This window comes from Chryseobacterium sp. SIMBA_028 (assembly GCF_046535285.1).
In the GTDB taxonomy this organism is placed as follows: Bacteria; Bacteroidota; Bacteroidia; order Flavobacteriales; family Weeksellaceae; genus Chryseobacterium.
Genome location: NZ_JAWRWZ010000006.1, coordinates 87,555 through 114,192 on the forward strand (window position 1 = coordinate 87,555; position 26,638 = coordinate 114,192).

General features: G+C 34.6%; 19 protein-coding genes. 14 read left to right on the forward strand and 5 right to left on the reverse strand.

Annotated features, from left to right (window positions below; translation table 11 throughout):
* Position 1: 1 nt before the first annotated feature.
* The 3 genes from SCA31_RS09470 (at position 2) to argS (ending at position 3,678) form a co-directional block, all read left to right on the forward strand.
* Positions 2 to 1,429, forward strand: coding sequence for a SusD/RagB family nutrient-binding outer membrane lipoprotein (locus SCA31_RS09470; RefSeq protein WP_410696711.1), 1,428 nt, complete (start codon positions 2 to 4; stop codon positions 1,427 to 1,429).
* A gap of 168 nt (positions 1,430 to 1,597) precedes the next feature.
* On the forward strand, positions 1,598 to 1,723 hold the full coding sequence (locus SCA31_RS09475) for a bacteriocin-like protein (protein ID WP_410696712.1): 126 nt from the start codon (positions 1,598 to 1,600) through the stop codon (positions 1,721 to 1,723).
* Positions 1,724 to 1,917: 194 nt separating this feature from the next.
* Positions 1,918 to 3,678 (forward strand): arginine--tRNA ligase, encoded by a 1,761-nt coding sequence (gene argS, locus SCA31_RS09480; protein ID WP_410696714.1) that lies wholly within the window; start codon positions 1,918 to 1,920, stop codon positions 3,676 to 3,678.
* Positions 3,679 to 3,767: 89 nt separating this feature from the next.
* On the opposite strand, the gene SCA31_RS09485 is transcribed toward argS, so the two are convergent.
* From SCA31_RS09485 to ccoN, 5 genes are all read right to left on the reverse strand, one after another.
* Positions 3,768 to 4,700, reverse strand: a complete 933-nt coding sequence (locus SCA31_RS09485; protein ID WP_410696716.1) for a YihY/virulence factor BrkB family protein — start codon at positions 4,698 to 4,700, stop codon at positions 3,768 to 3,770.
* 1 nt (position 4,701) lies between these two features.
* Positions 4,702 to 7,029 carry a BamA/TamA family outer membrane protein gene (locus SCA31_RS09490; RefSeq protein ID WP_410696717.1) on the reverse strand — a complete coding sequence of 776 codons (2,328 nt, stop codon included), beginning with the start codon at positions 7,027 to 7,029 and terminating at the stop codon, positions 4,702 to 4,704.
* Positions 7,029 to 12,059 (reverse strand): translocation/assembly module TamB domain-containing protein, encoded by a 5,031-nt coding sequence (locus SCA31_RS09495; RefSeq protein ID WP_410696718.1) that lies wholly within the window; start codon positions 12,057 to 12,059, stop codon positions 7,029 to 7,031. The genes SCA31_RS09490 and SCA31_RS09495 overlap by 1 nt, the downstream gene beginning before the upstream one ends.
* Before the next feature lie 293 nt (positions 12,060 to 12,352).
* Positions 12,353 to 13,240 carry a cytochrome c gene (locus tag SCA31_RS09500; protein ID WP_410696720.1) on the reverse strand — a complete coding sequence of 296 codons (888 nt, stop codon included), beginning with the start codon at positions 13,238 to 13,240 and terminating at the stop codon, positions 12,353 to 12,355.
* A gap of 18 nt (positions 13,241 to 13,258) precedes the next feature.
* Positions 13,259 to 15,538, reverse strand: coding sequence for a cytochrome-c oxidase, cbb3-type subunit I (gene ccoN / locus SCA31_RS09505; protein ID WP_410696721.1), 2,280 nt, complete (start codon positions 15,536 to 15,538; stop codon positions 13,259 to 13,261).
* Between the two features lie 185 nt (positions 15,539 to 15,723).
* Between ccoN and SCA31_RS09510 the strand changes: the two genes are divergently transcribed.
* From SCA31_RS09510 to SCA31_RS09560, 11 genes are all read left to right on the forward strand, one after another.
* Positions 15,724 to 16,032 carry a helix-turn-helix domain-containing protein gene (locus SCA31_RS09510; protein ID WP_410696722.1) on the forward strand — a complete coding sequence of 103 codons (309 nt, stop codon included), beginning with the start codon at positions 15,724 to 15,726 and terminating at the stop codon, positions 16,030 to 16,032.
* A gap of 221 nt (positions 16,033 to 16,253) precedes the next feature.
* Positions 16,254 to 17,672, forward strand: a complete 1,419-nt coding sequence (locus SCA31_RS09515) for an amino acid permease (RefSeq protein WP_410696724.1) — start codon at positions 16,254 to 16,256, stop codon at positions 17,670 to 17,672.
* Positions 17,673 to 17,866: 194 nt separating this feature from the next.
* Entirely contained in the window at positions 17,867 to 18,655 is a 789-nt protein-coding gene (locus SCA31_RS09520) for a GyrI-like domain-containing protein (RefSeq protein WP_410696726.1), read from the forward strand.
* 102 nt (positions 18,656 to 18,757) lie between these two features.
* Positions 18,758 to 19,330: a hypothetical protein gene (locus tag SCA31_RS09525; RefSeq protein WP_410696728.1), complete on the forward strand. Its 573-nt coding sequence runs from the start codon at positions 18,758 to 18,760 to the stop codon at positions 19,328 to 19,330.
* Positions 19,331 to 19,377: 47 nt separating this feature from the next.
* The gene (locus SCA31_RS09530) at positions 19,378 to 20,481 is read left to right on the forward strand and encodes an agmatine/peptidylarginine deiminase (RefSeq protein WP_410696729.1); all 1,104 of its coding nucleotides are present in this window, start codon (positions 19,378 to 19,380) and stop codon (positions 20,479 to 20,481) included.
* A 234-nt stretch (positions 20,482 to 20,715) separates the two neighbouring features.
* Positions 20,716 to 21,348 (forward strand): HdeD family acid-resistance protein, encoded by a 633-nt coding sequence (locus SCA31_RS09535; protein WP_410696730.1) that lies wholly within the window; start codon positions 20,716 to 20,718, stop codon positions 21,346 to 21,348.
* 184 nt (positions 21,349 to 21,532) lie between these two features.
* On the forward strand, positions 21,533 to 21,847 hold the full coding sequence (locus SCA31_RS09540; RefSeq protein WP_410696731.1) for a hypothetical protein: 315 nt from the start codon (positions 21,533 to 21,535) through the stop codon (positions 21,845 to 21,847).
* Positions 21,848 to 22,104: 257 nt separating this feature from the next.
* Complete coding sequence (locus SCA31_RS09545) at positions 22,105 to 23,559, forward strand: tyrosine-type recombinase/integrase (RefSeq protein WP_410696732.1); 1,455 nt, start codon at positions 22,105 to 22,107, stop codon at positions 23,557 to 23,559.
* An 11-nt stretch (positions 23,560 to 23,570) separates the two neighbouring features.
* Positions 23,571 to 24,539 carry a hypothetical protein gene (locus SCA31_RS09550; protein ID WP_410696734.1) on the forward strand — a complete coding sequence of 323 codons (969 nt, stop codon included), beginning with the start codon at positions 23,571 to 23,573 and terminating at the stop codon, positions 24,537 to 24,539.
* Between the two features lie 66 nt (positions 24,540 to 24,605).
* Entirely contained in the window at positions 24,606 to 24,881 is a 276-nt protein-coding gene (locus SCA31_RS09555; RefSeq protein ID WP_410696735.1) for a helix-turn-helix domain-containing protein, read from the forward strand.
* 225 nt (positions 24,882 to 25,106) lie between these two features.
* Entirely contained in the window at positions 25,107 to 26,600 is a 1,494-nt protein-coding gene (locus SCA31_RS09560) for a hypothetical protein (protein WP_410696736.1), read from the forward strand.
* The last annotated feature ends 38 nt before the right edge of the window (positions 26,601 to 26,638 follow it).

A 26,638-nucleotide genomic window follows, 5' to 3' on the forward strand; every position in this document is an offset into this window, starting at 1 on the left:
AATGAAAAAAGTAATATTTGGCCTATTTATTGGGAGCATGGCGTTGATATCGTGTGAAAGAGATATAACATCATTAAATAGTGATTCTAAAAATCCAGAGACTGTAGATCCTAACTTTTTATTTGCTTCTGCAGAAGTAGGAGTAATGACTCAGTTGACAAGTCCAAGTGTAAATCTTAATATTTTTAGACTTTTTACACAACAGTGGACTGAGACTCAGTATACTGATGAGTCGGTTTATAATCTTCCAAAGCGACGTGTACCAGATAATAATTGGAATATTATGTATGCTCAATTATTGAAACTGGAATTGGTAAGAGCAGGGATTAGTTCAGAAGGAGATGCAGCTCTTAAAGCAAGCAAAATAGCTACTATTGAAGCTTTAGAAGTTTATATTTACAGCTTATTGGTTGATACTTATGGGGATGTTCCTTATTCACAAGCGGTACAGGTTGATAAATATCCGAATCCAGCTTATGATGATTCTAAAACCATCTATGTTGATTTGATTAAGAGATGTGATGCCGCTCTTGCTTTATTAAACTCTAATACATCATCAGGCTTTGGATCTTATGATTCTTTTTTTGGAGGGAATGTAAATAAAATTAAATCATTTATTAACAGTGTAAAGCTAAGACTTGGACTAAACTTAGCTGATGTAGATAATACATTGGCAAAATCAACTGTAGAAAGTGCAGTGAGTAGTGGTGTATTACTTACTAATGCTGAAAATATCGGATTGAAATTTGCAGCAGCTGGTCCGTTTATTAATCCTATTAACCTAGAGTTAGTAACTAGTGGAAGAAATGATTATGTGGCTGCCAATACATTAGTAGATGTAATGAATACAAGTAATGACCCAAGACGTGCTAAATATTTTACCACAGCTCCTTCAGGTTTGTATGTAGGAGGATTATATGGTAAACAAAATGTTTATGCCAATTTTTCACAAGTTAATCCTAATATAACAAAAGCAGATAATTATGCTTATTTGTTTGATGCTGCAGAAGTTAATTTCATGTTAGCAGAGGCTGCAGAAAGAGGATATAGTGTTGGTGGAGTTGCTGCAACTTATTTTAATAATGGTATCAAAGCTTCAATGGATTTTTGGGGAGTAGATGCTACTGCTAGTTCTGCATATATTGCTGCAAATAATTATGTAACATTACCAGGAACATGGAAACAAAAAATTGGAAATGAGGCTTGGATTGCTGCTTACAACAGAGGTTTTGAAGCATGGGAATTTTCAAAAAGACTTGATTTTAGAGTATTTGAAAAGCCTGGGTCCAGAGATGTACCTACAAGACTTTATTATCCAGTTAATGAGGGAAGTGTAAATGGTACCAACAGAGCAAATGCAAGTGTAAAACAATGGGGATCTGTGGATGGAGATGTACAGGGAGCAAAAGTGTTCTGGGATAAATTTTAAATAATATTTTATCTATAATAAATTAAAACCGCCTTCGGGCGGTTTTTTTGTTTACAAAGGTTTTTATTCCAGAATATTAAAAAAGATATTAGGTATATGTCGAGCTAAAAATTTATCTCTATTTCATAATTATTTATTATATTTAATATCACACAAAAAAATAATAATATGAAAAATTTGAAAAAATTATCAATCCAAAATTTGAAAAATATTCAAGGTGGTTCTGCACCGGAATGGTGTACAATTAATGGAGGCTGCTGGGGGATCCTATTAAAAAAAGATGTTATGCAGTAGATTGTCCTTAAAACAATTTTAAATAATGTGCCTAGAAATGATGAAAGGACATTAGTTTTAGAAAAGAATAAAATTCATAAGAAAACCGCCTGAAAGCGGTTTTTTTATTTCCGTATATTTGTACTTCAAAATTGAAGATGAAACACCTCTATAAAGGTATATCATCTTGACCATTAAAAAGAGAACGTAGAGACATGAATATTAAAGATATTATAGAACAAAAGCTTTCAGAGGTTATTTTAAATGTATATCAGTTAAAAGACATTAAGCTGGAGATTCAGGAAAATAAAACCGAGTTTGAAGGTGACTTTACCATTGTTACTTTCCCGTTGGTTAAACAATTAAAGAAAAACCCTGAAAGTATTGGGGTTGAGCTAGGTGAGGCTTTGACAGAGCAGACGGATATTTTCGAAAGCTTCAACGTGGTAAAAGGCTTCCTTAATGTTAAGGTAAAAAATCAATTGTTTGTAGATAATTTCAGATCTGTACACAGTGGTTTCTCAACAATAGAAAAGAAAAATGCTACAGTAATGGTGGAATATTCTTCACCCAATACCAATAAGCCGCTTCACCTAGGACATATTAGAAATAACCTGTTGGGATTCTCTGTAGCACAGATTTTAAAAGAAGCCGGATATGATGTGATCAAAACACAGATTATCAATGACAGAGGGATTCATATCTGTAAGTCAATGTTAGCTTGGGAGAAATTTGGAAAGGGAGAAACTCCTGAAACGACAAATACAAAAGGAGATAAGTTTGTAGGAAACTACTATGTAGAATTTGATAAAAATTACAAGACGGAAATTGCAGATCTTGTAAGCAAAGGGATTACTGAGGAACAGGCTAAAAAAGATGCTCCAATGATTAAGGAAGCTCAAAAAATGCTTTTGGACTGGGAAAATGGAGATGAAACAGTAAGAAATCTTTGGGCAGAAATGAATTCTTGGGTATACAAGGGATTTAATGAAACATATAAGAGATTGGGTGTAGATTTTGATCAGGTTCAATATGAAAGTAATACCTATATCCTAGGAAAAGATCTTATCCAGACAGGTTTGGAAAATGGTGTTCTATATCAGAAAGAAGACGGTTCCGTTTGGTGTGATCTGACAGATGAAGGACTAGACCAAAAATTATTATTGCGTTCTGACGGAACTTCTGTTTACATGACGCAGGATTTAGGAACTGCAGTAGAACGTTTTAAGCAAAATAATATCCAAAAGTTGATCTATACTGTAGGAAATGAACAGGATTATCACTTCCAGGTATTATTTAAGATCCTTAAAAAATTAGGCTACGAATGGGCAGATCAGCTGTATCACCTTTCTTATGGGATGGTAGAACTTCCTGAAGGAAAGATGAAATCTCGTGAAGGTACTGTAGTAGATGCTGATGACCTGATGCAGGAAATGTATGAAACTGCAAAATCTAAAGCTCAGGAGCTAGGAAAGCTGGAAACTCTTTCTGATGAAGATAAAGAAACATCCTATGAAACAGTAGGATTGGGTGCATTGAAATACTTCATGCTAAAAGTAGATCCAAAGAAAAAAATGCTTTTCAATCCTGCGGAAAGTATTGACTTTAACGGAAACACCGGACCATTTATTCAATATACTTTTGCTCGTATCCAGTCATTATTATCTAAGGCTGAGTTTACATATAAAGAAACAGCAGATGTTACTTTAAATCAATTTGAAAAAGAATTGATTATGCAGTTGGCCAATTTTAAAACGATAGTGTCAAAATCAGCAGAAACATTAAGCCCTGCTTTAGTCGCAAACTACTTATATGACCTTGTGAAATCATATAACTCATTCTATCAGAATAACCCAATTTTGAATCAGGATGATGAAAACATAAAGCAATTCCGTTTGAATGTATCAGATCTTACAGCAAAAACGATCAAAAAATCGTTGGAACTACTGGGAATTGGAACAGTAAACAGAATGTAAAAAAAGCCTCCTGAGTTTCTCAGGAGGCTTTTTTGTATAATGTAAAATATATTAGCGTATTATAATTTTAAACTTTGGATCTCTCATTATTAATTATTCTCACTATGCGCTTGCTTTAGGCTGTCTGCATATAGTTTGGCAGCATTCCATCTGGCGTGTTTCGAAAGAATTACTTTATAACCTTTCTTGTATGTATATACCTTGGTGAACTTGGCTCCGAAAAAAATCAGCATACAGGAATAATTGATCCACATCATAATCAGAATCACCGTTCCAGCAGCACCGAAAGCTGAAGTAGGTTTTACCTGACTGAAATAAAGGCTCAGCAAAAATTTACCCAAGGTGAATAAGAGTGTAGTTAGAAAGGCTCCTCTCCAAACAGATTTCCAGGCGATCTGAATATCCGGAAGAACTTTAAACATTAAGGCAAATAACAGCATCACAAGACCAAATCCAATGGAAAAATTGACAACCTCAACAAGCAGATAGGTTTCAAATCCAAAGTATTGGGTAATGATTGTATTAAAAAGACTGATGAGTGAAGATAGGACCATTGTAATCATCAGTAGAAAACCAAGAATAAGGATCATACCAAGGGAGTTGGCTCTATCCAGTAAAAATTTAATTAAGGCTTTTTTAGGAGCAGATTCTACATCCCAAAGTGAATTCAAGGTATGCTGAAGCTGAAAGAATAGGGTGGTAGAACCAAAAACTAAGGCCCCAACTCCAACGGCTTTCATAAAGATATTTTTTTTGTCGATTAGGGCACCTGCAAGCATTCCTTCAATACTTTTTGCTACATCAGGCCCCATAATACCGCTGATTTGAGTGCTGATCTGCCCTCGTATGGCTTCCTCACCAAAGAAATTTCCAAGAACCCATATGATAATGATTAATAATCCCGGGATGGAAAATATAGCATAATAAGCCAGACTTGCCGAATCTTTTGATGCAGAAGAGTCGTTCCATTCTGTAAATGTGTCCTTGAGGACTTCCCAGAAAAATTTAATGTTATTGATCATATTAAAAAGGATATCCGATGGCAATATTGAAAACAAGATTATCTTTTCTCCAGCTTGGATCTCCGAAATTAATTTTATCGAAGGCCCATCTGTTTCCTTTTTCATAGTAAGGTACTCTCAAAGGCATTGCTAAGTCTAATCTTAAAATTAAAATAGAAAAATCAAGTCTTAGGCCAACTCCGGCACCTACGGCAATTTCGTTCAAAAAATCTTTTGTAAATTTTGCTCCCGGCCTTTTCTCGTCATCATGAAGCAACCATATATTTCCGGCATCCACAAAGACTGCAGCATTTAAAAACTTATAAAGATTAGCTCGGTACTCTGCATTTAATTCCAGTTTAATATCTCCGGATTGGTCAAAATAAGTACCCGAGTCTATTGTTCTTGGATCAAAACTTCCGGGACCCAGTGTTCTCGCTCTGAACGCTCTGATACTGTTACTTCCTCCTGAGAAAAACTGTTTGGAAAAAGGAACAAATTCTGAATTCCCATAAGGATAGGCAATTCCTGCAATAAGCCTTGTGGCAAGAGAAGACTTCTCTGTAAATTTATGATAGAGTCTGAAATCATTTTCAATCTTTATATACTGACTGAAAGGGATTCCAAAAATCTTTTTTTCTTTATCTTTTTTTACATCAGCTCCTGTAGCCAATCCAGTGATGTTTCCTGCCAGATCAAGTGTTCCTTTATAATAAATAGTATTGGCCTTTGGAAGCATGGTATTGGTATAGGTGTAAGAGTAGGTAGGACCAAAAATAAGCTGCCTTTCTACAATTCGCTTCATGGCAGGATTCCCTTCCGACATGGCGTCATATTCTGCAGTAACCTTTGCAGGAGAAACCAATGTAATGTCAATTACTTTCAGCTCATGTTCTTTTCTTGCATTTTCTTTCCATAAATATCCAAATGACCCCGTAAAATTATTAAGGGTATAGTATTTTGTTCTGTTTTGGAATTCATATCCTAATGTGATATTCGTTCTCGGAACAAATTCACTGGAAGAATGGAAACGGAATGGTGCAACAATTCTTGGGATGGAAAGCTGTACGTTCGTCCCCGCACGGAAAATATTATTGGCATTCTGTGCGCCCCCCATTTGAAAGTCGAAAGCTCCATAAATAGCAGCCTTGAATTGTTCCGCCCCCCGAAAGAAATTTCTATGAGTCCAGTTCAGGTTAAGTTCACTACCCGCATAACTTGCAGAGTTTGTTCTTCCTAATGCTTCCAGACGCAATGACTGAATTTGCCTTGGGGTCAATAAATAATAAGCATCAAATTTATGACTTAAAGAATCCGATGTTACAAATTCATTTTTTACAAACTTGAATACCCCCAGGCTGATCAGTCGATTCAGGGTAAGGTTATGGTTTGATCGGTTATAAAGATCTCCTTTCTTAAAGTATAAAGCTCTGTCAAAGATCTTTGGCTTGAACTTATGTTGTGGATCAATGACATAAATATCATCAAACGCGTATTTGTCAAGAGAATCCTTGTTCATTGGAATAGAATATTTTCCATCCTTTACATCCTGAATGTTATAGTTGGGAAATACAACCACCTTGTCAATGCTAAACTGCTGGGTTGCTAAATCTGGAGTGTTTTCCTTAAGCTTTACATTCAGTTCTACCTTGTGGTTTTTGTTCACAGTACTGTCTGCCTGTACAATAATATTATCCGGATGAAAATAATAAAATCCTCTTTCCTTTAAGCTGTTGTCAATTCTTACTCTTTCTGCTTTAACCACGTCAAGATCAAATGGTCTTCCATTTTTAAGAAGTGTTTTATTTGCCAGGTTTTGAATTTCCTGATTAATAAGGGTAGAATCTTTCTGAAATTTTACTCCGTCAACAAGATATCTGGCACCAGGCTTCACAGTATATATAACCTGTGCTTTCTTGTTCTTGGAAACTGTATCATAGGTAGCCCTTGCATTGAAATATCCTTTGTTTTCAGAATAATTCTCAATAATATCCTTGTTGAACTCACGGTCTACATCTCCCAGCAATACGGGTTTCTCACCCATTTTATATTTAAGCCAGTAATTAAATCCTTTATCCTTTTTAGGTTCCTTGGCAATATTGTAGAAATAAAGCTTTGGATGCATTCCCAAAAAAGTAGAATTGGGTTTTGGGGTAAGATTTCCTTCCAGTGCAGACTGAAGTTCTTTTTTTTCTTTTTTCGAAATGGTATCGTTTTCAATCTTTACGGTTGCTCCGGTGTAGAGCATTTGATTTTCTTTCAAAAATCTTGTGTTGCTGCAGGAGACCACAGCTGATGCCAGCCCGGAAACCAACAGATATTTACAATATGTATGGAATGTGTTACTCATTATTTAAATTCTACCACTTGATTGTTTTTATTCTTTTTAGGCTTCTTTTCTTTTGTTTTTTGTAAAATCTCCCGGAATTTGTCATAATCTAACGTAATGATAAATCCAATTCCGGTTTCGATGATCTGCCCCTGAAGAGCTACTTGATATTCATCCTTACGATAAGCACGCAGCATATATCTTCCATCTTTGGAAAGACTGTAATCTACAGAAACATTACCTGCAATATTAGTCATATTTTCATTTTGGCGGGCTTGGCCTTCCAGTCCGAAGTTACTTCCTACCGTCACTTTCAATCGGTCATTCAATAGTTTTTTACTGATATCTACATTAAGGTCGGTTCTTGTATTTTTTTGTCCCGTAGAATAATCCTCTGAAGAATCCAGTCCAAAGTTGAGGTCTACTCCTTTTATCAAACCGGAGGCAAGATTATTAAGCTGTTGAGATAAAATTTTACTTACACTTTGTCTTGCCATGGTTTCTGCAGACATACCCGCACCACTTTCAAACGGGTTTTCTCCGATAAAACGGTTGAGAAGCAGTAATGCAAATACCTGTTTATTCAATTCAGATTCCTGGGTTCTGAGCTGTGCCAGTTTTTGATCAACAACATCCTTTACATTTGTAGATACAGAATTATTTTTTTCGTCTGTGGTAACATCAAAGCTAAGTTGAGGTTTCAAGAGTTCTCCTTTCATTTTCAATAAAGCATTGAATGGGATTCTCTGCTTAAACTGATTCATCAGAGATGCTCCGCCGTCAGTACCTATCTGCTGTTCTACAAGGTCGATAGGAGCTGCTTCCGTTTTATAAACAGCTGTAATGTCCATTATAGCCGTCGTAGGCTCTCCGGTCCACGTAATCGTGCTTCCTTTCTGAATATCAAATTTACGTTTTAGGAAGCTTACAGAAAGGTCATAACTTCCTTTCTCTACCTGGTATACTCCTACCAGTGTGGTTTTTCCTGAAGGATCAATTCCTCCTGTAAGTTCTGCCTCTCCTTGTAGCTGAACAAAGTCACCATTTGCCTTATCGATAACAATGGAAAGCTTTGCTTCTTTACTTACTTCAATATTGACGCTTACATCCATTCCTTTAATACGACTTTGGGTATTAAGGGAATCAACTTTAACTGTTTTATTCAAAACGACCTGATCCTGATCTACAAATTCTACAATACCATCTCTTTCCTGTAAAGATGGAGTAGACTGAGGAAGAACAAATGTGAAATCTGTATTATCAGCAATACTTAACTTCCCATCCACTTTTGGTAAGTCAAGATTTCCACGGATACGAAGCCCCGCATCAATGGCAAGAATGCCGTACATCATGGCGTCATTGGACTTTTGGGAATTAACAACTTTGAAGTCCTTGGCGCTTACATTAAGATTAAATGCAAAGTCTCTGTAGGTTTGGGTAAGTACCTGCCCATCTACAACCAGTGCATTCCCGTCTTTATCTTTAATTTTAAATTTATCGAATTCAATCCCGCGGCTGGTGAAATCTATTTCATCATTTAGTTTTCTGAAATCACTTCCTGTTTTGGCAATTTCCAGCCCTGCATCATTGAATTTTATTTTTCCTAAAATATTAGGTTGATCCGCTGTCCCTGTGATCTTTAGATTTCCTGAAAGAAACCCTTCCGTATTCGTAAGAGCATTCATTGAAAACCCTTGAATACTCTTCATTTGAAGTTGGTTGATAGCCATATTCAAATCAAAAGAACTTGAAGAAGTGTTGTAATCCCCTAGAATTTTTACATCATTATTGTTTCCGGAAAGGGCAATATCAGCATTTAAAATTTTCGGTGAAGAATTGTTCACTTTTACAGCAAGATTTCCAATAGGACTTCCATAAACAATCAGATCAGAAATATTTAAGTCAGAAGTGAAAGTCATCTCCTTAGTTACATCCCTAAGTTGTGCTGTTCCATTGATGGTTCCTCTTGCCAGAACTGTATCTTTTTTTATAAGCTCAGTAATAGTTTCAATTTTAAAATCCTTTAATGAAATGTTTAAAGGGCTACTTGGGTTGTTACTTTCCGATTGAATAGAGACTTGGCTGGCCCCATTTGTTAGCGTGAAATTATCTGCCAGTATTCCTTTGTTGCTAATTTGGATTTTATTGTTTTCTGCAACATTCCAGTCCGTATAGTTTAGCTTTAAACCATTTGGATTCAGGGAAACTTCTGTAATGTCATTCATGGATTTTGCATTCCCGGCAATGAGGAAACGGGTAGCGTCCTTGTCATCTTTTGTAGTAACATTATAGTTGATTGTATTATCTGCAACATCTCCATTGATATCAATCTTATTTATGGAAAAGCTTGAACTTTTTAAAGCGGCAACATTCAGACTATACTGCAGCGCCTGATTTTCATTGGTTACTTTTAGAATACCTTTCTCAATCGTATTTTCACCATACAGCAACTGTGGAATTTGTCCGTCAATTTCAATTTTTTGAGAATCGGCATCATAATTTCCTGTGAGATTAATCGTTTCAAAACTTTTTAGGTCCGGAACGAATTTTCTGATCAAATCATCATTTTTCACCTTTGCATTCAATGTAAAATGCTGCCCCGGATCAATTTTCTGTCTTTTATCCGGTTTCTGGAACTGATAATATTGATTAATCGTTTGGGTTAAAGCTCCAAAGATCTGCGTAAGCTTATATTTCCCTTTCAGTTCAACATCTGCAATTTGAGAATTGAAAAGAATCTGTGTAGAGTCTGTTGTTGAAGAGGCTTTCAGATGGACTTCCTGTACAGGATAAACCTCCTTGGTATCCGAAAATGCAAAGTCCTTAAGGTTTAAATAACCATTCAGGTTATTAGGATCAAGGCTAGTAAAATCTCCATCAATTTTTCCTGCAAGGATCATTGGCTTTTCATAGAAGCCCAATTTATTTACATCCAGCTTGATGACTTCTCCATTTACCTTTATGGTAGGATTTTTTTCATCATAAATTCCGGAAGCAGTTAATTGTAAGTCTGCATTTGGATCTTTTGAATTTAAAATAACATGATAAGCTCCTTTATTAATCTTACCTGTTAAATTCATATTTTGATAACGATAGCCTTTATACACTGCAGAGGCAACATGTCCCTTTAAGTCTGCATTGGCATTTTTAAAATCAAAACTTTCTCCTTTTGCTGCAATTTGAGCAGTAATGGGACCTATATCTTTATTTTGAATAATTTTTCCTACCTGAACTCCCTGAAGATTCGCTTTTATATCATACAACTCATGATTTTTTCTACGCATATCAACATTAGCAATGATTGCCGCATTTCCAAGGGTAGAGTAGAGGTTTAGGTCAGTAGCAACCATTTTAGTTGTTCCCTTTGCATTTCCTTTTATGCTGAAGTTGGATGGAAGCGCAATATTGGATGGGATTGTATTTTTCGGAACAAGATTGAAAATAGTTTTGGCATTGGAAGAAAATTCTCCAATCCTGACATCATAATACAGCTGATCAGGATTCATTGCATTTTTGATTCTTCCTGATGCAGCTACCCTCAATTGATCCAATCCTGAAACTTTGAGATCCTGAATCAAAAGATCATTCACACTTCCTTTTACATTGGCATTTACATTGAGTATTGCATTCGGGTATTTATTGAATGGAACTGTATTCCTTAAAGTAGGAACCAAATTTAAAATATCTGAAAAACCAATTTTAGAATCCTTGATATTGGCTGATATCTTTACTGCACCAAGGTTTGAAGTAAGCTGATCGATTGAGTTGTAGTTTAGAATAACCTCATCTCGCAGAATTGTTTTCGGAGTTTGCAGATAAAGGTCCTTGAGGTAAGCTTCTTTTTCTGCATACACAAAATCCGTATTGAATTTTTGAATATCCAAACCTCTTGCTTCCCGAATTTCTGCAGAATTAACTGTTCCTGCAAAAGTATTGTTCTCCATTTTGAAGCTTCTCACTTCCACATTCATTTTAGCAAAATTCAGGTGGTTGAAGTCCATTCCCTGCTTGGTTGGAGCAATGGCTGTGTTATTGTAAACTGCCTTTACATCATTCAGAACCAGTTTTCCTAAAAGAAGATTCATGGCTTTGCCCTGGTCAGAAGCTTTTGATGGCTCCGGTTCTTTTTTGTTCTTCGGATTGGCATTTTGTGCAGGAAGATAAAGGTTAGCATTGATGTCTGCTCCGGAAAGGAATACATTGGCTACATGATAGGAATTATTTTCAAGATCAAGTTTATTGATCTTTGTACTTAATTCTTTAAATATAACCTTGGCAAAAGTCTTTGTATTTTCATCACCATAATCAATATCAAAATGAGTAAGCTTGATGCCTCTCAGTCCAATGCTCATAGGTTTTTTCTCGTTAAGAGAATCTACTTTTTTCTCAACCTTTTTAGAAACTTCTTCTACAATTCCTTGTTTGAGCTTTAATTTTAATCCGTCAAGATTAATATCGTTGACGGCATATTTATTTTTGTTGAGATCAAAGGTTTTAACTCTTGTATCAAAAGATTTAAAATAAAGCTTAATGTCATTCTTTGATTGCTGATCGTTGAATGTAACACCAATATCCTTTAATTTAATTTTATCAAGAGAAATAATGAATGGCTTGGAAGAACTTTCCTCCTTTTCACTGCTAGCAAAGGCATCAATAATATAATCAAAATTGAATTTACCATCCGGTTTTCTTACGACATTGGCACGCGCTCCTTCCATTTCTACAGAGGTAATATCTGCAGTAGAATTGATGAGCTTTAGCATGTGTAAACCTACATCCAGTTTTTTTACAGCCAAAAGAGTATCAACGTCTTGTCCTTTAAGGTAAAGGTTTTCCATCACAAGACTGTTGGGAAATCCGATGTAGACTCTTTCAAGGCTGACCTTGGTCTTAATTTTTTTCTCAAGGTAAACAATAAGCTTGTCTTTGATGAAATTTTGAACGGCAGGCAGCCTAAGGCTTAAGATCAACAGGGTAAGAAAGACCAGTATTGAAATAATGGTGATGGCTGTGCGCCTTAGGAGTTTTGTAGTGTTGATTTTTATTTTCAAAAGAGATGTGGTTTCTAACAAAGATAGTAATACTATTTGATTTGGTCTTTGTTGTAGTACCTTTTGCAAATGCAAAAATCCTGCCTTGGCTGTCCTATTATGGAATTTTTAGTGTAGTAGTTGTCAAGTGAATAGTTGAGTAAGACGAGCCAAGGCGCGGATTTTATTTTTTAAAAAGCCCCCTTTATATCATTTTTTTATGTTGAAAAGGTTAGTTAGCAAAAATGAAAATTCAAATGTTAATGTAGTTTTAAAGGGGGCTTGGCATGGTTTATATGAGAAGATAATAAATTTTAGTTGTTTCCATTTTCCCATTTTGCTACTTCTCCCTGCGGAGCAGCGCCACCTTGGGCTGGTGTAATAGGAGCAGTTTCCTGGTTGATATGATAAATATAGGCTGCAATTTTCTCAGCATCTCTTCCTGTAATAGTTCCATCCTTAATGAAAGGTCTCATGGTAGGATTGTTTGGAGAGCCATTTTCAAGCATCCAGAAAACATTCTTAAATAAACTTTTTTCCTTGATGTTGATCCAGTGAGTATCGGTAAGATTAGGACCAATACCTCCTTTTCCGGCATCTCCGTGGCAGGTCACACAGTTGGTTTTGAAAAGCTCCTGACCCTCTACAATATTGTCTGCACTATATTTCGCGGTTTCCAGATTAATTTGAGGAGCTGTTTTCTCATATTCTTCGATGGAAGCCAGCATGGTTTTCGTTTCCTTGGTGTATTCAGCTTCAGGGTGAGCATAATCTGTGAAAGAAAAGGCCATCAAATACACTACACAGAAGATACATCCGAACCAGAACAAACCAATCCACCATTTTGGAAGTGAGTTATCAAGCTCTGTAATTCCGTCAAAACCGTGATCAATAAGAATATCTTTCTCTTCAGTAACAGACTGTTTTTTGAATGCTGAGTTCCAAAGTTTTTGATAATAAGGAACACTTTTTTCTGCCAGATACTGTTTTTTTTCTTCCTCAGATAACCTGCTGAAACTTTCGTTTTCAATCATGTCTCCAATAGAGTTCATGATCATCAATAGGATAACAGCAATCAATATCAATGCCCAGAAAAATGGAGAGGAAAAGTATCCTGAATCACTGGCGAACATTTCAAACGCCATGATTGTTAAGCCTATCGTTGTTGCGATATATACTGAAATAGGGGTTCTCGTTTTCATTACATCAATTTTTAATGATTACTCTACACTTGCTGTTTGAATTTGTGTTGTTTTAATGTCTGTACCTAATCTTTGCAGATAAGCAATCATTGCTACAATTTCTCTTTGTTCAAGTGGTACATAAGCAGTTCCTTTTGCGCCTTTTTCTTTGGTCATCTGATCCTTTACATCAGTAGCTTCAGAGTAAATTCTCTGTACAATGGCTTTAGACTGGTTGTCTGCCCATTGATTTGCAGAATCAATCTGTGCCTTGGTGTATGGGACGTCAAAAGAATTTTTCATCAGCTTCATCTTATCCACCATCTGTGTACGGTCCAGTTTATTGGTAATCAACCAAGGGAAACGTGGCATGATGGAACCTGCGGAAGTAATTCTTGGGTTGTACATATGTTTAAAGTGCCATGAATCAGGGTTTCTGCCTCCTTCTCTGTGAAGATCTGGTCCGGTTCTCTTAGATCCCCAAAGGAAAGGTCTATCATAGATGAACTCTCCGGCTTTGGAATACTGCCCGTTTTTCCCTTCAAACCTCAATACTTCATCACGGAAAGGTCTGATCATCTGAGAGTGACATGAATTACACCCCTCACGAATATATAAATCTCTTCCTTCCAACTCTAGTGGAGTATAGGGCTTTACAGCAGTAATATTAGGAACACTTTGCTTAAGTGATAAGGTTGGAACAATTTCTACCAGTCCACCTATTGCTATCGTAATGAAAGCCAATATGGAAAGCAGGGTAGGCGTTCTTTCTAACCAAAGGTGTACACCCTCTCCTTCTTTTCTTGTACCTCCAATGTTGGCTAGTGCAGGTGCCTCAGCAGGAACATTTTTCTGGAATGAACCGACTTTAACAGTTTTGATAACATTAATTACCATCAAGATTGCTCCGGAAAGATAAAGGATACCTCCTAAGAATCTCATTTTAAAGTATGGAATAATTGCAGTCACGGTATCTAACCAGTTTTTCCACAATAATGTTCCGTCCGGATTGAACTGTTTCCACATCAATCCCTGTGTGAATCCTGAAATATACATCGGAACGGCATAGAAAATAATTCCTAATGTTCCCAACCAGAAGTGCCAGTTGGCTAATTTTTTAGACCAAAGCGGGGTTCTCCACATAATTGGAACCAAATAATATATTACCCCAAATGCCATGAAACCATTCCATCCAAGAGCTCCTAAGTGTACGTGACCGATAACCCAGTCTGTATAGTGCCCAATTTTATTTAAAGATTTTGTCGCCAATAGAGGTCCTTCGAAAGTGGCCATACCATAGCAGGTAACAGCTACCACGAAGAATTTGAGGATAGGATTTTCTCTTACTTTGTCCCAGGCTCCTCTTAAAGTAAGAAGACCATTGAGCATACCTCCCCAAGACGGGGCAATAAGCATAATAGAGAATCCTGTGCCCACCGCCTGTGCCCATGCCGGTAATGCTGTATATTGCAGGTGATGAGGCCCGGCCCAAAGGTATACAAAGATCAACGACCAGAAGTGAATAATGGATAATTTGTACGAGAATACCGGTCGTTGTGCCGCTTTTGGCATAAAGTAATACATCAGACCTAATACAGGGGTGGTTAATACGAATGCTACCGCATTGTGCCCATACCACCATTGTACTAATGCATCTTTTACACCTGAATATACAGAATAAGATTTCCAGCTTGTGAAAGATAACGGAACTTCTAGATTATTGAAGATGTGAAGCATTGCCACAGCAATCCACGTCGCCAGATAGAACCATATCGCTACATATAAGTGTCTTACTCTTCTCTTGGCAATTGTTCCGAACATATTGATTCCGAAGATCACCCATGAGAATGTAATTAATATATCAATAGGCCACTCATGTTCAGCATATTCCTTAGAAGTATTAATTCCCATGAGGAAAGTAATGACCACAGCAACAATCATAAGCTGCCAAGACCAGAAGTGAATCCATGAAAGTGTATCACTGTACATTCTGGTTTTAAGAAGTCTCTGCATACTGTAATAAGCACCACAGAAAAAGGAATTACAGACAAAGGCAAAAATTACAGCACTCGTGTGAAGCATTCTTATTCTTCCGAAGCCCATGGCTCCCTGGGTGTTAATTAATCCCTGAATATTACCCGAAGCCAAACTTTTAATGGTAGTATCATCTGTCCCGAATAAAAATTCAGGTAATTCAGGATAAAAAAGCATCAATGCAGCAGTAAGTCCCAGCAGAAATCCGACGAGTCCGAATACGATAGTTGCATAGAGGAATGCTCTGACAATATTATTGTCATAATTAAATTTTTGCGTCTCCATAAATTCCAATAGTGTTTACCGAAGTGATATTTTCTCTGAAAATAGGCTCTGTTTTGTACCTTTTTCTCTACCGAAAATAAATATCATGTAACGTGTATAATGTTTTGCCAAAGGTATTTATTAACTTTGTTGGAGGCTAATAGATAATCTTCTAAAGTATACCAAAAACTACTAAAACAAAAACGATGAAAGTATGTGGACAAAATATCAGGAAAATTCGTAGGAGCAGGGATCTTACGCAGGAGTACATGGCTTTTGAAATGGGGATTTCCCAAAAGGCCTATTCAGATATTGAAAATTCTAAGGTGAAAATCAATTTGGAGATACTGACTAAAATATCTGATATTTTAGACATTAAGCCGTCCGATATTTGTAGTATCTCACACAAGTGCGGTACGGATGATGGGTATGAAGACAAATATCAAAACCTTCTGGAGTATATGAAAAAGAATAATATCTCTGTTCCAAAAGAATATTTAGAGGATAAAGAGTAAGGAGCAAATCCCTGAAAATATAAGATAATATATTAAAAAACCAGCCCTGACCAGTGAGTTAGGGCTGGTTTTTTATAATTGTTTTCCAATGACCCCTATGAATAGGATGGGCAGGATATTTATTTTTACTGTTTTGCCTTACCCGATTTGTCAATTTACCCCATGGAATGAGAATTTCTGTTAAAAGTTTTTATATATTTAGCGACCGAATAATTCATTCTATGAACAGCGAGAAGAAAACAGAACAAAATGAAACTTTAGTTAGAGGATTAACAAACCGACACATACAATTAATTGCCCTTGGTGGTGCCATAGGAACCGGATTGTTTCTGGGAATTGGACCCGCAGCAGTATTGGCTGGACCATCAGTAATTCTAGGGTATGCACTAGCCGGGATTATTGCCTTTTTTATCATGCGTCAGCTTGGTGAAATGGTTGTTCAGGAACCGGTATCGGGGAGTTTTAGTCACTTTGCCTATAAATATTGGGGAAATTTTCCCGGGTTTGCATCAGGATGGAATTATTGGATTCTCTATATTCTCGTAAGTATGGCTGAACTTACAGCTATTGGTCATTATATTCATTTCTGGTGGCCGGAAATACCTCTCTGGGTTTCCAGTTTATTCTTTTTTGTTGTAATTAATGCCTTGAACCTTGCTTCTGTAAAGGTTTATGGGGAAACTGAATTCTGGTTTTCCATTATTAAAGTAGTTGCCATTATTGCAATGATTATCTTCGGGATCTATTTGTTAGCCAGTGGAACAGGAGGTGACAAGGCAAGTGTTTCCAATCTATGGAATGATGGTGGATTCTTTCCCAAAGGATTATTCAATAAAACTGAATCCGGATACTCCGGGTTGTTTGCAGCAATGGCAATGATTATGTTCTCTTTTGGAGGGCTAGAATTAATCGGAATTACAGCTGCTGAGGCGAAGAATCCTGAAAAAACAATTCCACAGGCAACTAATCAGGTGATTTATAGAATTTTGATTTTCTACGTAGGAGCTTTAGTAATCCTATTTTCACTAAGCCCTTGGAGAGAAATTACAGAAGGATCAAGCCCCTTTGTAATGGTATTCCAAAACTTAAATGGATTGGAATTCAGCCTTTTTGGTAAAGTAATTCAATTTAATTCACTAATTGCAAATGTTCTTAACGTTATTGTACTAACTGCTGCTTTATCTGTTTACAACAGTAGTGTCTACAGTAATAGCAGAATGCTTTTCGGATTGGCGCAACAGGGAAATGCACCAAAATTCCTGAAGAAATTGAATAAAAATTCAGTTCCAATTAATGCCATTCTTATTTCGTCTTGCTTTGCAGGAATCTGTATTATCATTAATAAATTGGTTCCGGAAAAGGCGTTTGAATATCTAATGGCTCTTGTGGTATCTACCTTAATCATCAATTGGCTGATGATATGCTATACCCATTTAAAGTTTAAAAAATCAATAAACAGTTCAGGAATTCAATCAAAATTTCCATCAATATTTTATCCTATATCCAATTATATATGTATTGCCTTTTTGGTTCTTATTTTAGGACTGATGAGTATTACAGGAATGGAAATTCAGGTAATTCTGATTCCGGTTTGGATAGGATTTCTATTTGCAATGTATAAGCTGTATAAACCCAGTTAAAAAATAGTAAACTCTATTTATATATTTTGAAAAGGTGAAAGTCAATAGATGATTTTCACCTTTTTTATTGTCATTTTTCCGTAAATTGGGAGTAGATTATATTACAATTTCAGGAAATAATACTTTGAATACTTGTTATTGGTTTCAAAATAGAATGTTTCTTATGAGTTATTGTTCTTTTAATAATAGATGAAATGGAGTCGAACTTTAATGATATCCAGAAAATAGTCAGCCATATTGAAGCCAATTTTGATAGGGAAATAACAGCTCATGAAATAGAGTCTATATCTCACTACTCTTACCGTAATTTTCAACGGGTATTTTTTAAAATTTTTAACGAAACGATTTCCGGATTTCAAAAACGGTTGCGGCTTGAGAATTCATATAAAAAATTGATCTATACAGAAGATCGTATTTCTGAGATTGCATGGCAGGTCGGATATTTCAACATCCAGTCTTTTTCAAAAGCATTTAAACAACAATATTCTGTTTCTCCGGCAGAGGCAAGAAAGCAAAAACAAGGAGTATTTCAAAAATTTATAGAAGATAATCATACAGATTTAAAAATTGAGGTTAAGTATAAAGATGCTGTACCTGTTTTCTGTAAATTTATTAAGGCTAAAGATTATAATAATCAGGAAATTGATGAATTGTGGAAAGAAATAGAACCGGAATCTGAAATATTTGAGGCAGCCTACGGAATTATCCGTGATCAGCCTTTAATTACAAGTTATTCACATTGCAGGTATGGGGCTGCAGTAAAATCTGATGATATTGTAAATGGATTTTTTAAAAGAAATATTTTTGGTGGAAGATATGTAAAGTTTACCCATTATGGCCCTTATGGAGATATTTTGGAAACCTATCGTTCATTTTATCGTTATTGGCTTTCTGATCAGCAGTTTTTGCTCGATAATTCAGATGTTATTGAAGAATACGAGGAGTCAGAAGTTACTCATATTTATTTTCCGCTGTACGGATAGAATGTCCTTTTAGGACAAGTATTGTTTTTTTAAGAATTTAATTTTGCAGCAGTAAATGACCGTAAAGGGATTTTATAATGTAAAATTAAAAAACAAAGAACAATGAAAAGAAGTGTACTTTTCTTAGTCCTGCTGCTTCCTTTTTATGGTAAGTCTCAGATTACTGTTCAGACTTATACAGGAAATAAAGAAGCTGAGGTGCTGGGAATCTACAGCAAAGACTTTAATTATAAATGGAACTATTTTGTATCAGGAACTATATCCTATGATTATGATGCGAAAAAAGTAAACCCGGAAATCTATCAGAATATCAATTATGGAGTTGGAAAAAATTGGGGGATCTCAGTAGGAGTTCATATTTCAAGAGAAGATATTATACCGTCTGTGGGGGTGGCTTATGGAAAAGAAAATGATGTTTTTAACATTAATGTTTTTCCTGCCCTTACCTATTCTACAGATACAAAGAATTTTGGGTTGGGGTTGTACACCTTGCTGGAATATACTCCGAAGATTAATGAAAAGCTTAACTTTTACAGTATGCTCATTGTGGAGTCTGATTTTAGCTTTAAGGAACATCAATCCAGTAGTCAGGTTATTCGTATTGGGTTAGAAAGCAAGAAAAAAATGCAATGGGGGGGTAGGGAGCAATATCTCACAGACAGGCAGCAGTTTTGATACTGATATTAACTTTGGATTATTTATTGGGAAAAAATTTTAATTATATGAACAAATTATTCACACTCACTTTTGTATTGAGTTTTATATGCACTATGGCACAAACTTATCATTTTCCGGAAGAATCTTCACGTCATGAAGGAACCTGGCTGCAATGGCCTCACCACTATCAACATGGTACTACCTATCGTCAAAGAGTAGAACAAACCTGGATTGATATGACAAAGGCGCTGCAATCAGGAGAAAAAGTTCACATTATAGCTTATAATGAGGATGAGAAAAAGAGAATTGTATACCTTCTTGAGACAAATAAGGTACCCATAAAGAATGTAGACTTTAAGATTTATCCTACAGATGATGTTTGGGTAAGAGATAACGGACCTATCTTCGTAAAGGATAACAAAGGAAATGTATTAATTGAGGATTGGGGATTTAATGGCTGGGGCGAAAAATTTGATTTCGAAAACTGTGATGAAATTCCACAAAGTATTGGGAAAGATTTGGGAATAAAGGTAATTGACCTTAATGAAGAAATGGTGAATGAGGGTGGATCTGTAGAAACAGACGGAAATGGAGTTCTGATGGCATGTAAAAGCTCAGTAATCAGCCAGAAAAAAGGAGCCACAAGAAACAAGGGGATTACACAACAGGAAGCTGAGGAAATGTTTGAGACCTATTACGGGGTCTCCCAAGTAATATGGCTGGACGGTGTTACAGGATTGGATGTTACTGATATGCACATTGACGGTTTTATGAAGTTTGCAAACCATAATACCATGATCACCATGAAAGAAGATGATCTTTTGGATCTTGGTCTTTCAGATAAAGATATCAACACATTGTATACCGCTTCCAATGTGGATGGCAAGGAATATAAAAAAGTATATCTGCCTGCTACCAAAAATAAAGTGAAGACAACCTATGGAAAGCAATTGGATGAAAAAGGTTCTTATGTGAATTACTATGTGGCCAATACGGTAGTTTTGGTTCCTAATTACGGAGATCCAAATGATCAGGTTGCCAATAAAATTATTCAGGATCAATATCCTGGTAGAAAAGTAATAGGAATAGATGTAAGAAATCTATATGAAAATGGTGGAATGGTACATTGTGTTACACAGCAGCAACCTGAAAGAAAATTAATGAAATAAAATCTGAAGTGTAGATTTTATAAAAAGCATCATGATCATATTTACCCTATCATGATGCTTTTTTAGATAAGTACTTCTATTATGAGCTCAAAGTTTGATTACTTAATCTATTTTTTGTAAATTGGTAAGAGGATATTATTCAAACTCAGGTGAAATTGTAATCTGTTTTTTGAAATTCCAACGGACAAGCCGAACACCGTAGCACAAAGTAGGCAAAATAAAAAACACATTTCTATGGCCAATTTATTTCAAACACTTACTAACACCGTAAAACACTGGTATATTCCATTAATCTTTGGAATTCTTTTCCTTATCTGTGGTTTCTATGTATTTAGTGTACCCCTTGCAACCTATGTTACGCTTTCCATTTTTTTTAGCATCTCATTCCTTTTTTCCGGAATCACGGAAATATTTTTTTCCCTACAGAACAGTAAATCCCTGCAAGGCTGGGGTTGGTTTCTGGTGAGTGGATTGCTAACAACAGCAATAGGAGCCTATCTTATAGCTTATCCACAAATTTCAATGACAGTACTTCCATTTGTTATTGGATTTACTTTACTATTTCGTTCCTTTCAGTTATTAGGTTTTGCCTTTGATCTGAAAAGCATGAAAATAAAGAGCTGGGGAAATGTGGCCCTTGCAAGTGTAGGAGGAATCATTTTTTCTCTATTGTTGATATTTAATCCTGTGTTTACAGGGATTTCCTTAGTTACACTTACAGGTGTTTCCTTTATCTTTATGGGAATAGCTTCCATTATGTTGGCCTTGGATTTAAGAAAGGTTAAAAAAATTCCTGGGAAAATCAGTCAGGAACTTAGAGATAGAATTAAGTCTATACAGGACGAAATTGACGAATTGAAGAAATAATAGATATAGTAAAAAAAACTCTTTTTGAGTTTTTTTTTTAATTAAACCGAAAAAGTTTAAACAAAACATTCAAACTTAATGAAGAATATTTCATTTGTGATTAAATAAAGTAGAAATAAAAAAGCCATTTTAAATATTTGTCCAAATTTGATTTTCTCCCAAAACCACAGCATTTTATAAAAGTATGGAAAGCAATAATCCCATTTTGAAAGTTTCAGATATAAAAAAAATTATAAATGTTTTATCAGAAGAATTGAATAAATTGGATGATACAGATGTTGTAGAATTTGAAAATGATCTGTATTGGAATATTCTTGACAAGGATTTGTATGATCCCTATGAAGAGCCTACAAATTTTACAATGGGAAGCCTTACGGAGGACTGGTTATTTTTAAAGAAAGTTTTGAATAAAGAACGAGAGATGATTGATTATGATTTGTATAAATTGGGATCAATCTTAAAATTTTTAGGGAAGAAGAATATCATTACAAAAAAATAGGATTTAAAAATAATCAACTCTGATATTATAAAAACAAAAACCATCCTTAAAAAGGATGGTTTGTAGACCCACAGGGAATAACATGTTATATTTGTTTACATCTTGTTGAATAAATTTTATAGCTTGTATTATTGATTAATAGGTGATTGAATTTTATTGAATGTAAATAAATTTAAATGCATTCAAAATTTACAGTGACCAAAATAGTGACCAAAATTGAAATATTCGTATATTTGCTATGCGAATATTTTTATTTTATGGCACAGTATAACAACGAAACAGGAAGTGTTAATTTTAGACTAAAAGAGCCTAAAGCAGAAATCTCCCGAATAATGGGTAGATATTCATTCAAAGGTTTGCAGGCAGATTTTTCCACAGGTTTAAAAGTTGTTCCGATCAATTGGGATTTGGATTCTAAAACTGTTACTTCTGGCGGAGATAAAAGAGAAATCAACCAAAAGCTTGCTAAATTCAAAATTTCCATTGTAGATGCTCACAAAAATTTCAATGAGCATTACAATCGTGTGCCGACAAAAGAAGAACTAAAGGCAGTTGTTGGTAATGCGGTAGAGGGGAAAGAACTCAACAAGGTGCAAAAGAACAAGAAATCTTTTGATGATGTTTTTCAAGAGTTTATGAAAGTGACTGAGCTTAAAATCATGCGTGCTGTTACGTCAGGTCAAAAACCATTGGATAAAAGTTATGTATCATCTTTTAATGTGATGTATCGGGATTTAAAAGATTTTGCAAATGAAAATAACATCTTTCTTGATATTGATAAATTTGATGAAGTACAATGTTTAGAGTTCCAGAATTGGCTTTTGGGTACGGAGAGAGTGGGAGAATTAAGCACACTTAAAACTCGAATTAAAAGATTGTCTGCAATACAGAAACGTGCATTTGAAAAAGGTTATACAAATAATAGAAGTTATATGCAAGAGGAATATAAAGTTAAAGTTCCGCCAACTTTCCACACTGTTTTGACAGAACCAGAAATCACAATATTGTATGAACATGATTTCTCTAATACTCCAAGACTAGAAAGAATTAGAGATCTATTTGTTCTAGCTTGTCATACATCTCTCAGATTCGGTGATATTACACGTATTGAAAGTGATCATATTGACCATAACAGTAAAATGATTAATATCTTATTAAAGAAAAGTTCAGGTGTAGATAAATATAAAACAGTAAATTTTCCATTTTTTAGTTATACAGAGGAAATTTTGAGTAAATACAATGATGATATGAAAAGTATTGCCATATCCAATCAAAATACAAACGAATATCTGAAAGAGTTGTTTAGAGATATACCTTATTTCAAAGAAAAAGTAATCACTCGTGAACGTCCTACTAATGAAGGGGTAACGTTTGATAAAATCAATTTTGCGGATAAAATTGCTTTTCATGATTCTAGGAGAAGTTTCTGTACCAATCGATATATTGAGGGTTGGGAGCTATTGGAGATATGGCAATACACAGGGCACACTGATGAATCAGTATTTAAAACCTACTACAAACCAACCTTTGAACATGAGCAGATAAGACAGGAGAGTATTAAAGCAAGAAATGAAAAACTTCAAAAGGTTGATTTACAAACTAAAGAGATTGAAGATCTTAAAGCTCAAATGCAGAAAATGCAGGAACTTATTGAGAGTGGCAACGTGGAACAGTTAGCTGAAATCATTAATATTAACAAAAATGTTTCATAAATAAAAATAATATGAAAATATTGGAGAATCTAAATTGGCAGGTTGAAGAGAAAATATTGAAAATTTCAGAAAATTTCAGAAATCTAATTTTTGATATTCATAAGTCAGATAATGAAAAGATAAAGGAATTATTTGTTATTTATGAAAACACAGTCAAAAAGAATAGAAACAAAGATTTACTTTTCAGTTACAATTTAAAGATTGAATTGTTGAAATCTCTTTTTGAAGAAACTAAATTTTATTCTGACAATAACGATTCAAAGCTATTTTCATTCTTTAAAAGTAATATTTTGTTCACTAGAGAGCAACTTTTAGAATTTGAATTCATCTCTGATTTAAGTAAAAGTTATTCTGACAATATTTTTATTCCGCAGTTACAGCTACAGAAATATGAAATTTTGTCTAAATTACAATTGTGGTATTCTTATAACAGCACTTTCATAATAGAAGATTTGGTTTTAAGTTCAGAGTTTCCAAACATAGCCAAACAGGAAATAACAAAATTTCTGAAACATAAAACTGTCAATTTAAAAGATAAAATATTAAAGGAACAGGAATTTATAGATTGGCATTCAACTCTAAAAAATAGATATTTAGGCGAAATAAAAGAGATTGAACACACTTTGATTGAATTAGAAAGTTTATCCTTAGATGATAATAATTTACCTAAAGATGTTTTAGATTTTGAAAAAGACATTTTTAAATCTTTAAAAGCTCAACATTGGTTTTATGATACACTTGAAACGCTTGGTGTTGGTAATGGTGGGTATAGATTTAACACTATTATTGGGGAGATATTTAGAAATCAAAATTGTAAAGAGAGCATTTTTTCTTACAATCTTTCACAACAAGAATATATTAATTATTTAAATGAAAAATTCAATAAAACCATGAACCCAACTGGGCTTAGAAAGGAAACTAATCACGAAAGCAAAGTCGAGGCTTTAATTAAAATTTTCATGAAAAATATTTCCGAATAAATCCGAATTTTATCCGAATAATCCCTCTTCTATATTTGCATTATTAATTTAAATAAATTTAAAATTATGCAAAACAAACCAGTTCAATTTTTCCAAATTACATTAGAAGATTTAGGGAAATTTATCGAAGAAAAAGTTACAAAAGCAGTTGAAAGAATTGCTTTTACAAAAATGAGTAATGATGAAAAAACTCTTTATACAAGAGATGAAGTATCAAAACTATTAAATGTGAGCTTTACCACATTATTCCATTGGAATAATCAAAGTATTCTGAAAGCTAAAAAAATCGGAAAACGTGTATATTATTCCAAAAACGATGTCTTAAATCGTTTAAATTCCTAAAATTCTCTCTTGACAGTTTATTTTTAATAGGTGGGTGCAAAAGTCTGAAAAATGATTCTTTACCGATACATCCATCTATTAAAAAGTAAACCCATCTACGATTAGGCTTAAAGCTCAAATAATAGCCCAAAAACCAACTAAAATTTTAAAGCAATACAACCCTCAAAAAGTATAGCAAACAAGCCGTATGAACTATCGCTATGCCCTTATTTTAAATCAATCATTATGAAATATAACCAAAGCAAAAATACAAAGTATAAAACCAATGTCACATCATTTTATCATGAAGGTTTTAATTGGAAAGTTGTAGTTCCAACAATCATTTATAATTATCTGATGGAAAAAATCGAAGAACAGCCACCATTTAAAGAGTTCAAAATGGATAATGCCCTGTATTTTCTGAGTTTAGTTATCAGTATTCCTGCCTACAAAAAAGATAAAGTTTATCAAAATGGATTTATCCCTATGTATTCCAGACGTTTAAAAAAGAAAGATTCTAATTACAGTAAGTACTTTGATTATTTTGAACAAATCGAAATTCTGGAATCTAAAAATCATTCAAAAGGTCGTTTCTGTACAGGCTACCGATACAATTGGGAAAGTATCGATCTTGAGGGTGTAGAATGTCTGGATTTTTCAATATTTGAAATGACGGATAAGTTTCTGGTTAAAAATCTATTGAAAGAAAGTGTCAGTAATGATAACTGTCCGCATCTTTCTAAATGGTTTGATGATGGTTTGTTCCTTGATTTTGACCGTCTGAATTATGATTTGCAATCAGAATTTTGTTATAATAAGTACAGCTTGAGTTACACTAGACTAAATCCAGTAATTGCTAAAGCATACAAATACTGGCACTCTGCATTAATGCTGAAAGAGCAATGTTTCCGTATTTCTCGTAAACCTGAGTCAGATAATCGACTGCATACGAACCTAACGAATATGCCGTCTAAATTCCGCCCCTACCTAACGTATTATGGAGAAAACATACAAAGTCTCGATATTAAGAACTCACAACCCTATTTTATGGTTTTAGTATTGGAAAGTTTGAATAATAGTAAGATTTTAGAAATTATAAATAGAGTGTATATAAATAGTAATATAGGTACTATGTTGCAGAAATTACAAGAAACTACCTCCAGTAAGGCTTTTCAAGAGGAATTTAAATCATTAAAAAAAGCTGTTTTAGGGGGTAAATTTTATGAATTTTTAATACCACTTTTTACAGATATTAAACCTTATTATGATGGTATGTTTAGAAAGAAATTTTATGATTCAAATACAGGTGTTGCAGAAATATTTGAATTTCCTAATAAACGAGATTTAATAAAAAAACTCACCTTGCAGATTCTTTACACTCCGCTTAAAAGACCGTCAAAAGAATATCTGATATTTAAACAGCATTTCCCTATGTTATGTGAATGTATCGAAGTTTTTAAAACGACTTCTAATAATAAAGATTCATTTAAACTATTTCCTAGACTTCTGCAACAAGTTGAATCTGATTATGTGATTGATACTATTACAAAACAGATTGCAGAAACAAATCCTGATATGCCACTTTGGACGATACATGATTCTTTCTGTACTACACAGAGTTGGTTTCCTGTTCTGGAATGTATGGTGCAGGATCTGTTTTTAAGCTATTCTGCTGGTGTTTTGCCGAATTTTAAGGCAGAATTATGGTGTAATAGTGATGAGTGCCTGAAAGTAGCTTAAAATGAATAATTTAGCCTTGACTGAATTTGGTCAAGGTT

Coding starts and splice junctions, on each gene's coding strand:
- argS (WP_410696714.1), top strand. CDS start 1,918: ATGAATATTAAAGATATTATAGAACAAAAGCTTTCAGAGGTTATTTTA.
- SCA31_RS09530 (WP_410696729.1), top strand. CDS start 19,378: ATGAACAAATTATTCACACTCACTTTTGTATTGAGTTTTATATGCACT.
- SCA31_RS09510 (WP_410696722.1), top strand. CDS start 15,724: ATGAAAGTATGTGGACAAAATATCAGGAAAATTCGTAGGAGCAGGGAT.
- SCA31_RS09515 (WP_410696724.1), top strand. CDS start 16,254: ATGAACAGCGAGAAGAAAACAGAACAAAATGAAACTTTAGTTAGAGGA.
- ccoN (WP_410696721.1), bottom strand. CDS start 15,538: ATGGAGACGCAAAAATTTAATTATGACAATAATATTGTCAGAGCATTC.
- SCA31_RS09500 (WP_410696720.1), bottom strand. CDS start 13,240: ATGAAAACGAGAACCCCTATTTCAGTATATATCGCAACAACGATAGGC.
- SCA31_RS09535 (WP_410696730.1), top strand. CDS start 20,716: ATGGCCAATTTATTTCAAACACTTACTAACACCGTAAAACACTGGTAT.
- SCA31_RS09490 (WP_410696717.1), bottom strand. CDS start 7,029: ATGAGTAACACATTCCATACATATTGTAAATATCTGTTGGTTTCCGGG.
- SCA31_RS09545 (WP_410696732.1), top strand. CDS start 22,105: ATGGCACAGTATAACAACGAAACAGGAAGTGTTAATTTTAGACTAAAA.
- SCA31_RS09485 (WP_410696716.1), bottom strand. CDS start 4,700: ATGATCAATAACATTAAATTTTTCTGGGAAGTCCTCAAGGACACATTT.
- SCA31_RS09550 (WP_410696734.1), top strand. CDS start 23,571: ATGAAAATATTGGAGAATCTAAATTGGCAGGTTGAAGAGAAAATATTG.
- SCA31_RS09520 (WP_410696726.1), top strand. CDS start 17,867: ATGGAGTCGAACTTTAATGATATCCAGAAAATAGTCAGCCATATTGAA.
- SCA31_RS09555 (WP_410696735.1), top strand. CDS start 24,606: ATGCAAAACAAACCAGTTCAATTTTTCCAAATTACATTAGAAGATTTA.
- SCA31_RS09470 (WP_410696711.1), top strand. CDS start 2: ATGAAAAAAGTAATATTTGGCCTATTTATTGGGAGCATGGCGTTGATA.
- SCA31_RS09540 (WP_410696731.1), top strand. CDS start 21,533: ATGGAAAGCAATAATCCCATTTTGAAAGTTTCAGATATAAAAAAAATT.
- SCA31_RS09525 (WP_410696728.1), top strand. CDS start 18,758: ATGAAAAGAAGTGTACTTTTCTTAGTCCTGCTGCTTCCTTTTTATGGT.
- SCA31_RS09475 (WP_410696712.1), top strand. CDS start 1,598: ATGAAAAATTTGAAAAAATTATCAATCCAAAATTTGAAAAATATTCAA.
- SCA31_RS09560 (WP_410696736.1), top strand. CDS start 25,107: ATGAAATATAACCAAAGCAAAAATACAAAGTATAAAACCAATGTCACA.